This is a genomic window from Desulfonema magnum (assembly GCF_017377395.1).
Classification (GTDB): domain Bacteria; phylum Desulfobacterota; class Desulfobacteria; order Desulfobacterales; family 4be13; genus Desulfonema_C; species Desulfonema_C magnum.
The window spans coordinates 5,438,628-5,453,761 of record NZ_CP061800.1; the positions used below are offsets into that span (position 1 = coordinate 5,438,628).

Here is a 15,134-nt window from a genome sequence, read left to right on the forward strand (position 1 = left end):
AGAACTTTTAACTTCAGTCACTTTATTAACTTTAGTCACTTCAGTTCACTTCAGACACTTTCATATAAACTTTGACAAACACACAGGAATCCGTCACCGTGGTTCCGTCCGGCATATGAACAACTGAGGAATGTTTCGGAGGAAGCCCGAATATCCTTCTCTCCATAATCCTGACAGCTTTGAGGAAGATCAATGTTCAGTCTCGTTTTCCTGATTTTTTTTCACAAGCGCGGCCAGTTCCTTGCGGAGCGGGGCAACCATTTCTTCAAACTGTTCTTTTGAGAGCATTTTTTTTATATACATGTTCTCCAGCATCTCAATCTTTCCTTCGATCTTTCCTTCGATCTTACTTTCATGCTGAATATGCTCGGTAATTGTCGTTGCGATGAATTCCATGCTGACCTCCTTTTTTATCCTGTTGCTTGTCTGTTTCGGTACTTTTTTGTAGGCATCCACCCACCGTTCGACAAGGAGATGCTGATCATTTGTGAGAATGTCTTTCATTTCCGAAGCCGCCCGGTAAATCTCACGGATCAGGTGTTCCGGGTCTGTTCCCCTGTCATTGGCCTTCAGTGCGAGGAGCTTGCAGAGAAGGGAATGTTTTTTTATGAGATCGCCGCTCTTCTCGGCTTTCACCTTTATCACGTCAAAATGGTGGGTCTGCTTTCCGTTTATGGCATCAAAACCATACCAAAACGCATCCGGAACCGGCTTTCTCCACACCGCATCGTCCGTATAAATCACAATGCTCCAGATCGGTTTCTGTCTCAGCAGCCAGGCATAGCAGGCATACTCGAACACCCGTCTTGAAACATCCTCCTTTTTGCTCTGATGCTCAATCTGGATGACGATTTCCCGGAGTTCTCCGTCAATTTCCGTCTCCATGATCAGAAACAGATCGCCCCGGATGCTTTCCTTCAGCCTCTCGTACTTTTTCACAAATTCCTTGTCAATGAACTCCCATTTTCCAATTCCGATATCGGGAAAATAATGGGCAAAAAACTCCCGGGTGAACGAAGCAATCAGCCATTTGAACAGGGAGTCATGGGTTTTCGGGTTCGGTTTCAACTTTTTATTTTCCTTAAGAAGATCAAGATTTTCCGGCTTTTTCAGGCTGTTTTCAAAGCGGCACCCTTACCGTCGGAAACAGTGTCTTAACGACTAAATTCTCGTTCATTTTTATTTTATTAAACAATGACACACTGACCTTATGATGTTAAGAGCAGTATATCGCTGGCTTCAGCCCGTTTTCACTTTCAGCATCGGTATTGATTATGGAAGGACAACTGAAAATACTTCGACAATTCATTGCTGGGTGAGTCAAATTGGTAAGTCCCGGAGGAAAGACTGAAAAGTCCGGATTTCTCAGCCATCTCTCCGGGACGGAGGAGAGCTGGTGTCCAGCTTTTTAGGACTGTTTTCAAAAATTCGCTTTCAGTTGGATTTTCTCATTTTTCATCTGCTGACAGTTCTCCAAATTTTAAACAAAGAAATATCGGGCTTTTGTGATGCCGTGACTACCTACAGGTCTTTATTTATTTTCACATCTTTGGCAATTTTTATTGTTTTTGATCTTTGGTTCCCTGATTTCACATCTTGTGCTGTAACATGCAACTCTCGATTTTTGTCAAACGCAAAAGTGACTTTAACTTTGGCTTTTCCAGATCTGATATCCGCAATCCCTCCTAAATTGAGACGTCCATAGAAGGCATTTTTAGCGCATAATTCATCTTCTCCCTCATATATATCCAAAACAAACTTATCTGGGTTTCTGCCAGGGTAGGGAAAAACTCTAGATATTGTTACAGGATAGAATTCATTCCTCTTTAATATTTTGTAAAATCTTCCGCCAAGAAGTTCAATACCTAATGAATGTGATATTATATCTTTTGGTTGAACTTTACCTTCATCATCTGCAATTATAGCGGCTCCCATAGCCACTAATTTTGACAAATCTTTATCGGAATAAGGATTTTTACCAAATAACTCTCTAATATAATTTTGGATTATTGGTATGTAAGATGTTCCACCGACTAAAATAACTTTATCAATCTTTGACGGAGCGATTGAAGCTTCGCTCAGACAGTTATCAATTCTGCGCTCAATTCTCTTTAAAAGAATATTTGACGCATTCTCAAATGTTTCCCTTGATATTTCAGTTGAAAAATCATAATGCTCATTTTTAAAAAGGTTAGGGATGTCAATTGTAACTGCATCAACGCTGCTCAGTTCAATTTTTTTCCTTTCAGCTTCTGTAATCAGTCGTTGTTTGGCTTGAGAAAAATCGTCTTTGTAAAGCCCTGACCTTTCATAATTTGAGAGATCAATACCGACTGTCTGACGAATTTTTTTAAGGCATAAATCCAGGATAATCTCATCGAAGTTATCTCCTCCGAGTTTATTATCTCCGTCAATAGCAAGTGTTGTATATGAATTTCCCTCTGTTTCTAAAATCGAAACATCAAAAGTGCCTCCGCCAATATCAATTACAGCAATTTTCTCATTTAATTTGTCTTCAAATCCATAAGCAATACCTGCCGCCATAGGTTCATGGAAAATTTGTTTAGGAATCGGTATTAAATAACTTTCCCATTTTAATTTATTGGAATTGCACGATAATTCCATTTGGGTAAAATTTTGTCGAATACAATTCGCATTTCTGATTTAAAAGTTTCAGCAACTTTTCGACCGGTTTCATAGACTTTATCAATAACATGGACAAAGACTTTTAGGAATGAGCATGAAATAATATGCCCATTTTGATTTTTATATGTTAAAAAATTGCGTAATCCTGTAAAGTGTATTTCAAAATCACTTTATCAAAAGGAGATTATTATGCAACCCTATTCCTTAGAAGTAGAAGAAATCATGCGGCGATACTATGAGAGTCTGAATGAAAAAGACCGCCGGCGATATGCCGGTATTGAAGCTTTGAAATTGGGACATGGCGGACAAAATTATATTGCCAAAGTCTTGGGTTGCAGCAGGCGGACTGTGCGCAAAGGAGCGATCGAAGTAAGCGGCCTGCCCGGACACATCGTAGCAAAACAAATTGGAAAATCTCCTGCTGAATCTTCTGAAATACGTAAAAAAGGTGGCGGACGCAAACAGTATCTGACTGAGCACCCTGAAATAGACGAGCAGTTTTTGAATGTGGTGCGTGAGCATACAGCAGGAGATCCGATGGATGAAAAGGTACGATGGACAAATCTGAGGGAGTGGGAAATCGCGGAGGCTCTGGAAAAAAAATACGGAGTAAAAGTGAGTCGTAACATTGTCCGTCAATTGCTCAAAAAGCATGACTATCGGTTGCGTAAAGCTCAGAAACGCAAACCTATGAAAAAAAACGTACCAGATCGCGACGCTCAGTTTGACAATATTTTGAAACTCAGATCAGAATACCGGAAGGCCGGTAATCCCGTTATCAGCATGGATACCAAGAAAAAAGAATATCTTGGAAATTTTTACAGGAAAGGCCGACTATATACGCTGGAGGAATTGCAAGTTTTCGATCATGATTTTACAAGTTTTGCCGAAGGTGTCATAATTCCGCATTGTTTTTATGACCTGCGACTCAATATCGGGTATGTTCAGGTGGGAACAAGTCATGATACCAGTGAATTTGCCTGTGACAGTTTCCGTCATTGGTGGTATGGTTACGGTTGCCGAATATATCCAAATGCCACGTCAGTTTTGATATTGTGCGATGGTGGCGGCAGCAACAGTTCCCGACATTACCTTTTCAAACAAGATTTACAAATTCTGGCGGATGAAATCGGGATTGAAATCCGAATCGCTCATTACCCGCCCTATTGTTCCAAATTTAATCCGATCGAACATCGCCTGTTTCCTCATATTACTCGTGCGTGTCAGGGAGTAATCTTTTCAAGTTTGGAGGTGGTGACTGATCTGATAGCCAAAACACATACCAAAAAAGGTTTAAAAGTCTTTGTCCATGTTATTGATAAAGTCTATGAAACCGGTCGAAAAGTTGCTGAAACTTTTAAATCAGAAATGCGAATTGTATTCGACAAAATTTTACCCAAATGGAATTATCGTGCAATTCCAATAAATTAAAATGGGAAAGTTATTTAATACCGATTCCTTAGCTTTTTCTTCCTCCTTCTCCTTTAATACTTTTTTTGCATCATTTGGTGAAATAGTAGTCATCAAATCCCCCCTGAAAAAAATGGTTCTGCTTCACTTTTTTTGTAAAGACTATAAAAAACATTACTGTTAATATCTGTTCCAAGTTGAATACCAATCACATTTTCAGGCAAATGTAATCTGTCTGCTCTGATTTTACCGACAAGCGTTATCTTGCCTGAATTACGCTGATATACATCAACGATGATATCCCTGTCCTGTCTTACATTAAAATACCGAATGTCAGAAAGCATTCCATATTTACTGTTTGATTCAATAAGGAATCGGTATTAAATAACTTTCCCATTTTAATTTATTGGAATTGCACGATAATTCCATTTGGGTAAAATTTTGTCGAATACAATTCGCATTTCTGATTTAAAAGTTTCAGCAACTTTTCGACCGGTTTCATAGACTTTATCAATAACATGGACAAAGACTTTTAAACCTTTTTTGGTATGTGTTTTGGCTATCAGATCAGTCACCACCTCCAAACTTGAAAAGATTACTCCCTGACACGCACGAGTAATATGAGGAAACAGGCGATGTTCGATCGGATTAAATTTGGAACAATAGGGCGGGTAATGAGCGATTCGGATTTCAATCCCGATTTCATCCGCCAGAATTTGTAAATCTTGTTTGAAAAGGTAATGTCGGGAACTGTTGCTGCCGCCACCATCGCACAATATCAAAACTGACGTGGCATTTGGATATATTCGGCAACCGTAACCATACCACCAATGACGGAAACTGTCACAGGCAAATTCACTGGTATCATGACTTGTTCCCACCTGAACATACCCGATATTGAGTCGCAGGTCATAAAAACAATGCGGAATTATGACACCTTCGGCAAAACTTGTAAAATCATGATCGAAAACTTGCAATTCCTCCAGCGTATATAGTCGGCCTTTCCTGTAAAAATTTCCAAGATATTCTTTTTTCTTGGTATCCATGCTGATAACGGGATTACCGGCCTTCCGGTATTCTGATCTGAGTTTCAAAATATTGTCAAACTGAGCGTCGCGATCTGGTACGTTTTTTTTCATAGGTTTGCGTTTCTGAGCTTTACGCAACCGATAGTCATGCTTTTTGAGCAATTGACGGACAATGTTACGACTCACTTTTACTCCGTATTTTTTTTCCAGAGCCTCCGCGATTTCCCACTCCCTCAGATTTGTCCATCGTACCTTTTCATCCATCGGATCTCCTGCTGTATGCTCACGCACCACATTCAAAAACTGCTCGTCTATTTCAGGGTGCTCAGTCAGATACTGTTTGCGTCCGCCACCTTTTTTACGTATTTCAGAAGATTCAGCAGGAGATTTTCCAATTTGTTTTGCTACGATGTGTCCGGGCAGGCCGCTTACTTCGATCGCTCCTTTGCGCACAGTCCGCCTGCTGCAACCCAAGACTTTGGCAATATAATTTTGTCCGCCATGTCCCAATTTCAAAGCTTCAATACCGGCATATCGCCGGCGGTCTTTTTCATTCAGACTCTCATAGTATCGCCGCATGATTTCTTCTACTTCTAAGGAATAGGGTTGCATAATAATCTCCTTTTGATAAAGTGATTTTGAAATACACTTTACAGGATTACGCAATTTTTTAACATATAAAAATCAAAATGGGCATATTATTTCATGCTCATTCCTAAATGGAATAAATTTCTCCCCCACTTTTAAGCCGATGTCATAGCTGCTGACGCTGCCAATCGGAGTAATGATTTCATAGTTTAAATTTCCGGTTAAAAGCCCGCCGCAATAAATTCCCGCTCCTTTGCCGATGAATTCAGCAGGATTTCCAACGAGTTCAGGCTGCTGACCAAAAAAATTCTGAATTTCCGATTGAATGATCGGAATATTGCCGGAACCTCCTGCCAAAATGATTCTGTCAATATCACCTGCCTCATCAAGTGCATCTTGAAGCATCTCTTTTATTCTGCTGATAAATCCGTGTCCGCGAAGCCATTTGTTAAATTCTCTCAAACTGATCTTTCTCTCAAATATCCTTCCGCCATCCAAACCAGAACAGAAAACTTCATCTTCTTCATCTGCACATAAATTTTGTATTACTTCTCTTGCTGCTTCAATCAACATCAGATGATCTTTTCTGCGCTGTCTTTCATCCGGTATCAGTGCCAGTTCGTAACCGATATTTTCTTCAAATTTTTTTATTAGGATATCTTCAATTCTTTTCCCGCCCAGAGCATCAGTTTTTGTGTATAAAAGTTCAATGCCAACGACATTATTTGATTGCCTGAACAGATCAAAAATCGTAATATCAGATGTTTCACCTCCTAAATCAAAAATAAGAACTTTTTCCCTCTTTTTATCAGATAGCTTGTCAAACAATCCGCAGGCAATAGCTATGGCAACAGGCTCTTCAATTAGTTTTATTATGCTTAACCCTACATTTTCAGATGCTGTTTTTAATCTTGAGATTTCTTCACTCTGAAAAGAAAAAGGAATGCCAAGCACAACCCCCTTGACAGGGATGCCGCCATGGATTTGTTCAACACGATTTTTCATTTCTCTGAAAATATCTTCGGTAACTTCCTCAGATGAAAGTTCGCAGCCTAAAGACGGAATCATCTGTTTCCAGTTGTCACGTCCAAGTTTATCCCGAATCCCCTCAACAACATTCAAAGGATCGTCAATACTCCTTTGAAATGCGAGTTTTCCGATCATTCGGTTTTCAGAAGACTCATAATAGATAACATTGTCGAAAAAATTATCGCCCTCCAGCCTTTTGTCAATTCTCACCGGAACAGCGATCTTCCTTTCCGGATCCCATTTTGTGACATAATTTGTCGCTGTTCCGAAATCTATTCCAAGATATAATCCGTCAACCATTGACAACCCTCCACACAACCACTTTACCATCAACTAAAACATGGTTATTGTCAAAAATATATGGCAACTGCCTGACCTCTTTTATGGTATCTGACAACCTATGATCATCAGTTTTATTTTGGTCTGAGGATATTACTTCACAAATTTCAAAATTTATTTTTTGGCCCGCCTCAATCCCCGCAGTATGAACCCCCAGAGCAAACAATAATTTGTTAATATTCCCTAAAAGTGATTCATAAACATCATCAGCCTCTCCGTTTTTCATTCCTATAAAAATAGCTGGAATAACACGTTCTATCAGATTTTCTTTCAAAAGAGGCTTTAAAAAAAGATAAAACTGATATCGGATATCATTAACCGTGACAACATTTTTAATATCAAATCTTTCAATTTGGTATTTGACTGTTTTTAAAAATTGTTGAATGATCCTGGAAATCATATTAACCGGTTCAGCTATTTTACTGTTTTCAGACTGGCGTTCATAATCCTCAGCAATATTATCAACCGAAGTTTCCAAAGTGACAGCTAATTTTTTGAACCTGTTTAACAGACTTTTAATTTCATCAGGACTGTTTAATCTTTCGTAAAACGGTATTTCAGAAGGGATTAACATGAATTTTTTTATAAGACTGCTCGTGTTTTCAATCTTTGGAGATGGGCTTTCTCTGAAAAAAACAGAGAATGTATAGTTTAACGCTTTTATATCTTGAAAAACAATATCCTTCAGATTTTCTTTCTTTTTAATCTCTAAAATAAAATTCTCTTTATTAAAAAGAGAAAAAAACTCCCTGTTTAACTTTTTTATGTCTTGAAAATCAAGATGTTCCAATTTTGTCTCATTGATGCTCATAACAAATCTCTCGTTTTTATAATTTTCACATCAATTATCACTCGCTTTTTCAATACTTACTTCTCCTGTGTCTATTAATTCTTTATTTTCACTGATAATTTTAACATTAACATTTAGAATATCATATTTGTTCAACTCAAAGCTGACCCTGATGGTATCCTGAAAATTCATTGGCGGCAAATTAGAAATTGATATTTTATCAATATAATCAATTCCATCATTAAAAATTCTTGTCTCTGTCTGATATTGCTTACTACGCCGATAAACAGATATACGTAATTCTTTCTGTCTCTCTATTACAGGCGAGTAATTTTTTTCTTTGATTGCTGGCAATTCAGTATCGGCAGGAATTAAACAGTCAAATCTATGACCTTTGAGCTCAATACCAAAATCTGCGACAGTTTTTTCATAGATTATTATTTCTTCCTGAATACCACCCTCAGCATTATCCCATTTGGAACTGGCTACAATTGCAGCACCTTGTGCAATAACAGTTGCGGTGTTCTTCTCACAGTTCGGGGACTTCCCAAAATACCTTCTGACTCTCTCCTGAATGAAGGGCATCAAAGAAGTTCCGCCAGCTAAAACTACAATATCAATGTCCTCTGCATTTAAATCTGCCCCGTTCAGTGTTTTGCCCAAAGCATCAAGAGTTTTTTTAGTTTTGTCTCTGACCAGATTCTCAAATTCATTTCTGGTAACTGTCAGCGACCAAGCCCTTTGTTCTTCCCTGGTATATAATACAGGAAAACTGATCTCTGTTCTTTTAAACTGAGAAAGTCGGATTTTTGAAAGCTCTGCCTCTTCATAAATTTTTGTTTCATTGTAAAGGTATTGTTCTGAAGATAAACCGCTATCTTCAAGACGGTACATATCCAATCCAAGGCTTTCTTCTAATTCATCATAAATAAAATTAATTAGCTCCCGGGTTAAGTCCTCTCCTCCGAGATTTGCATCCCCTCCCGTATTGATGACCCTAAATATTTTATCTGTTTGATCTTCTGTTAATGTTTTATCAGTTTGGACTTTTATTATTGAAACATCAAAAGTGCCGCCCCCAAAATCATAGATTAATATATTTTTATCTTGTTCAACACCTAAACCATAAGCGATGGCAGCCGCTGTTGGCTCTTTTAAAATAGTCACTTCTTCAAAACCGGCTTTCTTAGCAGCCCGTTTTGTGGATTCGATTTCAACATTGTTAAAGTTTGCCGGAACAGTAATAACAGCATTGGAAACCGGGCCAATGGCTTTGCTGGCTTCATCCTTTAAGTATCTTAAAAATAAAGCACTTGCCTCCTCTCCTGTTATTCCAATCGTTTCCCGTTTGTTAATGGAATCCTTTTTGAAATCATTCAAGGATTGAAAACTGATATTATAAGCTTTGCATTTTAGTTGAAATTCTTTATCTGATGTCAGCAATACAGGATTTTTATCTTTTATTTTAAATGCAATCGAAAGGATTAAATTGTCATCGTTCCTTGTGTCCAAATCTTCTGGTAAAAGCGAAGAATCAGAACTTTCAAAAATCAGTCTTTCCTCAAGTTCTTTGATGTTATTGATGGCTACCTTAGCCTGAAATTCAGTTTCAGGCTGTTCCATCCGATATGACAATTCATCAATAACCTTTGCTGAAACGACAATTTCATCATATTTCTGAAAGCATTTCAAAATATCCGGCTCATCTATGAATACATTTGTATCAATGATGTAAGTTTTGGATACTCTGTCCTTGAATTCGATTTTTATTTTGTCTGTTTTATCCTTTAATTTTCTTTTGAACAATCTTGCTACAGATTTAGGGTACTGAAATCCCTTCCGAAGCGCTATCAAGCCGTATAGTAATTCATTTCGATTCTCAAAAAATATCGCTGAAGGTATGATCTCCTCATTCTTTACTCGTAAAATATTTATTTTCCCATTTTCAAGATATGAAACGACAGAGTTGCAGGTTCCCAAGTCTATTCCTATTTCCCTGCCTTTGACAGCTTCAAGGGCTGTATCAGAATTTTCAATTTGCATTGTATTTCCCCCCGATGTTCTGCTTTTATAATAAAAGGAATAACTCTTTACAACATATCCCGAAATTTTGCAACAATTTTCTGACTTCCTTTCAGTCTCTTTACATGGAAACACATACGGTCAAGCTCACCTGATGTCTGAATCATCCCCGAATATTGAAAAAAATGGCAGGTTTCTGACGGCCTTATGGGACGGTCTGAATCTGAGAGACAGATATGAGTCTGCTGATTTCAATCCGACTGTGCTTTTTACCCGACATCCGTGGCCCTTCCGGCTTCTTGACAGCACCCGGAGCCAATGTCATAATAAAACAATGCGTGGTTCTGACGACATACCGTTGGAAACACTGCGGGACTGCCTCGTCGAATTCTTTACTGGCCGAGGCGTTCTCTCCAATTTTAATTACCTGTGGGTCTTGGCGGATATGATAAAAAGACAGAAGTGGCAGTGTCCCGGAACCGGACATAAGTACCTGAGCATAAGTTTTTTCATATTCACCCGGGAAAGAAACCCGGCTTTTTTCCCGGGATGACGCCCCCTCCGGCGGCGGAAAAAGCCGGGTTTCTTTTCTGTCCTCCCGAAAAATATAAAAAACTTTTGCTCAGATACTTAATCTCTGCGATATACTGAATGAATTTAACTCCGGTTTCAGAACACCGCTGATGATTCCGGGTGTATGACCGTGTTCGGATTATCGGAAACACCAATCAGGTCTGTGATCAGTCCGTAAATAAACACTCATAAAAAAGCCGGGTTTTTTGCCCTCCGTTATGAAAATGTTTTCAGATAAAAACCCGGCTTTTAATTTTGTTGAAATCCATGATTCAGGAGTTGTCTGTTCCGCTCCGTTTCAGATGAAAACCGGCAGGAACCTTCCCGGTCGTGAGCCGGACATTCTCTTTGTGAGCCGTGAGAACACGGGACGGCTGAAAGAAACCTTTCTGGACGGCCCCGCGGATATCGCAGCGGAGATCATCAGCCCGGAAAGCCGAACCCGTGACAAAAAAGAGAAGTTTTCAGAATACGAAAAGGGCGGTGTCCGGGAATACTGGCTCATTGATCCGGATGAGGAAAAAGCGGAGCGGAATTTTAACATTCTGAATCAGGAGTTTTCAGGCTCATTCCTATATCCGGACTGACTGGCTCTGGCAGAAACCGCTGCCGCTTTTGCTGACGGTGCTGAAAAAATGGGGCGTGGTGTAATTTTATTGGTTTTATTTGTCAGTTGTCAATTCGTCCCCGGCAATGAATTGCCGGGCTATTTTCACTCGTCCCTTCGGGACTAAATGCGGAAAGCATTGTCAGAGAAGCATTAAGATTTTATTCACTTGAACCGACTCTGCTCCTGCCGGACACTTCTCGTTCTCATACTCTGGGTGGGAACACGCTTTGAAGGCATTCCGAGCCCTGCCATTAGTTCGGATGAGTTTCGGCAGTTATCATTCATTCTCCGGCTCCCCCGGACCGATGAGCGGTAATTCCTTATCAAGCTTGAATATTACAAGAAATTTAGGCCCTTTTGTATCCTCGGCTTCGAGAGAATACGTTTTGCGTCTTAATGAATACAGCCGTTCGGTCTCTTCTTCTTCCCCTGTTTTGGTCAGAAAGAGTCTTATTCCTTTGTACCCGGGGCCTTGTTCCATAAACAGATAGGTGGCGTGCGGATTGGATTGCAGATTCTTATGGGTCAGGCGATCCCGCATGATCATTGCCACCGTGCCATCCTCCAAAATATGAGGTCTTGCGAAAACAGCCGCATCTGTCCTGCCCTCGCTGTCTGCTGTGGCGAGAACGCCGGTTCCTTTTGTATTTTCAAAATAATCTTTCAGATTCATGCGATCCTCCTTTCAGGCACGAAGCATCGTATCTTCGTGCTTTTTTTCATATTTTTGAGATCATAATTTCCGCGCCCACACACCAAAGACGGGATCCGAGTATCTTAACTCATGCGCATATTTGTCACCACTCGGTCTTGGCAGTCCTCGTTGGGAAAACGTGTCCAATTCTTTGAATTTCCCTGATTTCAAAAAATATTCCGTGACCAGACCCACACGCTCAAATTCATGAATATTCTGCCATATTCTTACTACTTTCGGCGGAAACCAGCGGTTGGAAAATGTGACAATAAAATATCCCCCTTGTCTGAGAATTCTCGCCACCTCCTCAAACACTTCAAAAGGTCGTGTCATGTATTCGACAGATACCGTACACACAACAGCGTCATAAGTTTCATCTCCGAAAGGCAGCGAAGAGTTCTCATTAAGATCGTGAATGACATGCTCGGTGAGACGGGGATTATTTTCAAGCTCTTCCCGGTTCAGTCCAAGCCCCGTGACACTGGTAAACGCAAGATCATTGGGAAGATGAGATTTCCAACTGCTCATCAGATCCAGCACTTTCATGCCGGGTTCGAGAAGGTTTTTGTAATGTTCTGTAATAATTTGAATGGCGGTGTCGTCAATGTGTGTGACAAGGCGGGGGGTTTCGTAAAACAAACCATCCGGGGTTTCTTCGGTTCTGACAAACGGGTCATCTGCAAAGAATTCCGTGGGCTTTGCTTTCCATCTGGCCTGCATTCCGGGACCGTGAGTGATGTTTTCCATCCAGTCCGTGCAGGTTCCTCCCCGGTCCGTCGGTTTATCCTGCACCGATACGATGCGAGTGTTCAGGTGTAATTCTTTTTCAGCCAGGGGATGGTTAAAATCCACGATAATCTGAGAATTCACCTCGGCACATCGGAACGGCTCCATGTTCTCCTTAAAGACATTGGGAATCCCCTTGAGAATGCCTTTGGGATAAAACCGTCCGGCCCGGGGTTCGGTAAGCGCGTTGGCATCAAATTCACTGTCAAACTGGCTTTGTTTTATATAAAAAGTCTTTTTGGCATCATAAGCAGATACAATATCACCGGGTTTGAAAACAAGTTCTGCTTCCTGGCCGGCTGATTTTCCCATAAGCATCTCATACAATTCCGAAGGAAAACAATCTCTCCAGAAATTAATTCCCTGTCCGTAATAGCAGTCTGTATGAGCCGCTGAATCGCTTTTCCATCGGACCTGAAACTCAATATTCGCGAGCGCATTTGTATTTGTTGTTCTCATAATAAACACCTCTTCTGTGTTTCCTGAACGCGATTTAATGAGAAGCCGGCTTATAAAATGCGTTAGTAAAAGGTTGACATTTCACTTAACTCATCATACAAAATATAAGTTAATTTTCAGACATGGCAAGCTTTGATTGGCATTTTAACGAAATAAAAAAATATCTGTCGCTCCGGAGTGCCAAACTTACAGTTTGGCAAATGTTTCAGATGATACTCCGAGAGCGGGAGGCTTCTGCCAAACTGCAAGTTTGGCACTCCGAACATCAGAAAGGAAAGGATTCATATGCGCTCAGAGCCTGTTTTAGTCACAGGAGCCACAGGATACGTGGGGGGCCGGCTGATACCATTGCTGCTGGAATCGGGATATCAGGTAAGGGCCATGGGAAGATCGCCGGACAAACTGGGTTCCCGGGACTGGGCCCGGCATCCTCGCATTGAATTGGTAAACGGAGATGTTTTTGATCCCGCGTCCTTATACAAAGCTGCACAAGGATGCTGGGCAGCCTTCTATCTTGTGCATTCCATGGGCCCGGGAGAAAAGGATTTTGAAGAAGCAGATCGAAGAGCGGCCGGCAATATGGCCGCGGCCGCGGCAAAAGCCGGATTAAATCGAATTATCTTTATCGGGGGCCTGGGCGACACTGAAAAAGGCTCCCTGAGCAAACATCTGCGTTCCCGGCACGAAGTCGCCCGAATCCTTCAGGCCGGACCGGTTCCGGCCACGTTTCTCCGTGCGGCCATGATTTTAGGATCAGGCAGCGCTTCCTTTGAAATCATGCGCTATCTCATGGAACGCCTGCCGGTCATCCTTGCCCCCCGATGGGTTCGTACCCTGAACCAGCCCATTGCCATTCGTAATGTCCTGTATTATCTCCGGGGATGCCTTGAAAAAGACGAGACCTTGGGCGGGACCTTTGATATCGGCGGACCTGATATTCTGTCTTATCAGAAACTTTTGGAGATTTATGCAGAAGAAGCAAAACTTCGGAAACGCCGGATTATTCCTGTGCCTTTTCTCACCCCGGGCCTGAGCGCGTACTGGATTCATCTGATCACGCCGGTGCCCGCGTCCCTCGCAGTTCCGCTGACCCAGGGGCTGCGAAACCCGGTGATTTGTAAAGACAACCGGATTCGTGCCATTGTTCCTCAGCGTCTGTTAAGCTGCCGGGAAGCCATCTCTCTGGCTCTGGAAAGAATACGGCAAAAAAATGTTGAAACCTGCTGGTCTGACGCGGGCTGTCTGAAGCCTCCGGAATGGGCCTATTGCGGAGATGCGGATTACACTGGCGGAACGATTTTGGAGTGCGGTTATCGCGCACATCTGAAGGCAGCGCCTGAAGAAGTGTGGGACCCTGTCTGTCGTATCGGAGGAACAACCGGATGGTATTTCGGAAACATCCTGTGGCGGATCCGAGGCAGTATTGACCGCCTGGCAGGCGGTATGGGACTAAGCCGGGGAAAGCGTCATCACCGTCAGACATACGTCGGCGACGCGCTGGACTTCTGGCGCGTTTTGAAAATAGAACCGCCCCGTCGTCTTGTATTGCTTTCGGAAATGAAACTTCCGGGAGAAGCCTTGCTTGAAATTGAAATTACGCCGCTGAAAAATGGCGAAACTGAGCTTCGGCTGCTTTCCCGATTCTTACCCCGGGGACTCGAAGGCTTTCTTTACTGGTTTTCCCTGTATCCTTTTCATCAGTGGATCTTCGCGGGAATGCTGAAATCTATTGCCGAACTTATCCAAAGCCCCATTACGCTGGGGCCGGAACGGTTTACACCGAAAATTCCCGATGACTGTTCTTTCCCTCTGAAATAAACGCGAAATGAGGATTGTCTTGTTTATACTCGATGATCAGGTTTTCTGATTCGGTTCGGACAAAAACCTTGGCTTTCCACGGGAGGAACGGCAGATACCTGTTTGCTTTGTCACAATGGATTCCTGCTTTCGCAGGAATGACATCAGGGGAGGGGAGACGGCTGTCCGCTTGTCACAATGGATTCCTGCTTTCGCAGGAATGACATCAGGGGAGGGGAGATAGCTGTCCGGCCGGCACAATGGATTCCTGCTTTCGCAGGAATGACATCACGGGAGGGGAGACGGCTGTCCGCTTGTCACAATGGATTCCTGCTTTCGCAGGAATGACATCAGGGGAGGGGA

The 15,134-nt window shown here is 41.7% G+C and carries 13 protein-coding genes; 4 read left to right on the top strand and 9 right to left on the bottom strand.

The window, feature by feature from the left end:
• Nucleotides 1–189: 189 nt before the first annotated feature.
• Together dnm_RS20815 and dnm_RS20820 are read right to left on the bottom strand one after the other, a co-directional pair.
• The gene (locus dnm_RS20815) at nucleotides 190–1,068 is read right to left on the bottom strand and encodes an RpnC/YadD family protein (RefSeq protein WP_207678823.1); all 879 of its coding nucleotides are present in this window, start codon (nucleotides 1,066–1,068) and stop codon (nucleotides 190–192) included.
• A 453-nt stretch (nucleotides 1,069–1,521) separates the two neighbouring features.
• Nucleotides 1,522–2,625, bottom strand: a complete 1,104-nt coding sequence (locus tag dnm_RS20820) for an Hsp70 family protein (RefSeq protein WP_207678824.1) — start codon at nucleotides 2,623–2,625, stop codon at nucleotides 1,522–1,524.
• A gap of 210 nt (nucleotides 2,626–2,835) precedes the next feature.
• On the opposite strand from dnm_RS20820, the gene dnm_RS20830 reads away from it, so the two are divergent.
• Nucleotides 2,836–4,077, top strand: a complete 1,242-nt coding sequence (locus dnm_RS20830) for an ISAzo13 family transposase (protein ID WP_246555998.1) — start codon at nucleotides 2,836–2,838, stop codon at nucleotides 4,075–4,077.
• 92 nt (nucleotides 4,078–4,169) lie between these two features.
• Here dnm_RS20830 and dnm_RS20835 read toward each other — a convergent pair whose 3' ends face one another.
• The 5 genes from dnm_RS20835 to dnm_RS20855 form a co-directional block, all read right to left on the bottom strand.
• A complete protein-coding gene (locus dnm_RS20835) occupies nucleotides 4,170–4,400 on the bottom strand; it encodes a hypothetical protein (RefSeq protein ID WP_207678825.1) in 231 nt (76 codons plus the stop codon).
• A gap of 54 nt (nucleotides 4,401–4,454) precedes the next feature.
• Nucleotides 4,455–5,696 (bottom strand): ISAzo13 family transposase, encoded by a 1,242-nt coding sequence (locus tag dnm_RS20840; RefSeq protein ID WP_246555998.1) that lies wholly within the window; start codon nucleotides 5,694–5,696, stop codon nucleotides 4,455–4,457.
• 72 nt (nucleotides 5,697–5,768) lie between these two features.
• A complete protein-coding gene (locus dnm_RS20845; RefSeq protein WP_207678826.1) occupies nucleotides 5,769–7,001 on the bottom strand; it encodes an Hsp70 family protein in 1,233 nt (410 codons plus the stop codon).
• Complete coding sequence (locus tag dnm_RS20850) at nucleotides 6,994–7,830, bottom strand: hypothetical protein (protein WP_207678827.1); 837 nt, start codon at nucleotides 7,828–7,830, stop codon at nucleotides 6,994–6,996. Before dnm_RS20850 ends, dnm_RS20845 begins: the two co-directional genes overlap by 8 nt.
• 51 nt (nucleotides 7,831–7,881) lie before the next feature.
• Nucleotides 7,882–9,873 (bottom strand): Hsp70 family protein, encoded by a 1,992-nt coding sequence (locus tag dnm_RS20855; RefSeq protein ID WP_207678828.1) that lies wholly within the window; start codon nucleotides 9,871–9,873, stop codon nucleotides 7,882–7,884.
• Nucleotides 9,874–10,006: 133 nt separating this feature from the next.
• Here dnm_RS20855 and dnm_RS20860 point away from each other — a divergent pair, with 133 nt between their 5' ends.
• Both dnm_RS20860 and dnm_RS20865 read left to right on the top strand, forming a co-directional pair.
• Nucleotides 10,007–10,405: a hypothetical protein gene (locus dnm_RS20860; protein WP_207678829.1), complete on the top strand. Its 399-nt coding sequence runs from the start codon at nucleotides 10,007–10,009 to the stop codon at nucleotides 10,403–10,405.
• A gap of 238 nt (nucleotides 10,406–10,643) precedes the next feature.
• Entirely contained in the window at nucleotides 10,644–11,012 is a 369-nt protein-coding gene (locus dnm_RS20865; RefSeq protein ID WP_207678830.1) for a Uma2 family endonuclease, read from the top strand.
• A 300-nt stretch (nucleotides 11,013–11,312) separates the two neighbouring features.
• Here dnm_RS20865 and dnm_RS20870 read toward each other — a convergent pair whose 3' ends face one another.
• Nucleotides 11,313–11,708 carry a pyridoxamine 5'-phosphate oxidase family protein gene (locus tag dnm_RS20870; RefSeq protein ID WP_207678831.1) on the bottom strand — a complete coding sequence of 132 codons (396 nt, stop codon included), beginning with the start codon at nucleotides 11,706–11,708 and terminating at the stop codon, nucleotides 11,313–11,315.
• A gap of 60 nt (nucleotides 11,709–11,768) precedes the next feature.
• Nucleotides 11,769–12,974 (bottom strand): methyltransferase domain-containing protein, encoded by a 1,206-nt coding sequence (locus dnm_RS20875; RefSeq protein ID WP_207678832.1) that lies wholly within the window; start codon nucleotides 12,972–12,974, stop codon nucleotides 11,769–11,771.
• A 285-nt stretch (nucleotides 12,975–13,259) separates the two neighbouring features.
• Between dnm_RS20875 and dnm_RS20880 the strand changes: the two genes are divergently transcribed.
• Nucleotides 13,260–14,792, top strand: coding sequence for an SDR family oxidoreductase (locus dnm_RS20880; RefSeq protein ID WP_207678833.1), 1,533 nt, complete (start codon nucleotides 13,260–13,262; stop codon nucleotides 14,790–14,792).
• The last annotated feature ends 342 nt before the right edge of the window (nucleotides 14,793–15,134 follow it).

Coding starts and splice junctions, on each gene's coding strand:
- dnm_RS20820 (WP_207678824.1), bottom strand. CDS start 2,625: ATGGAATTATCGTGCAATTCCAATAAATTAAAATGGGAAAGTTATTTA.
- dnm_RS20830 (WP_246555998.1), top strand. CDS start 2,836: ATGCAACCCTATTCCTTAGAAGTAGAAGAAATCATGCGGCGATACTAT.
- dnm_RS20835 (WP_207678825.1), bottom strand. CDS start 4,400: ATGCTTTCTGACATTCGGTATTTTAATGTAAGACAGGACAGGGATATC.
- dnm_RS20840 (WP_246555998.1), bottom strand. CDS start 5,696: ATGCAACCCTATTCCTTAGAAGTAGAAGAAATCATGCGGCGATACTAT.
- dnm_RS20845 (WP_207678826.1), bottom strand. CDS start 7,001: ATGGTTGACGGATTATATCTTGGAATAGATTTCGGAACAGCGACAAAT.
- dnm_RS20855 (WP_207678828.1), bottom strand. CDS start 9,873: ATGCAAATTGAAAATTCTGATACAGCCCTTGAAGCTGTCAAAGGCAGG.
- dnm_RS20860 (WP_207678829.1), top strand. CDS start 10,007: ATGTCTGAATCATCCCCGAATATTGAAAAAAATGGCAGGTTTCTGACG.
- dnm_RS20865 (WP_207678830.1), top strand. CDS start 10,644: ATGAAAATGTTTTCAGATAAAAACCCGGCTTTTAATTTTGTTGAAATC.
- dnm_RS20870 (WP_207678831.1), bottom strand. CDS start 11,708: ATGAATCTGAAAGATTATTTTGAAAATACAAAAGGAACCGGCGTTCTC.
- dnm_RS20875 (WP_207678832.1), bottom strand. CDS start 12,974: ATGAGAACAACAAATACAAATGCGCTCGCGAATATTGAGTTTCAGGTC.
- dnm_RS20880 (WP_207678833.1), top strand. CDS start 13,260: ATGCGCTCAGAGCCTGTTTTAGTCACAGGAGCCACAGGATACGTGGGG.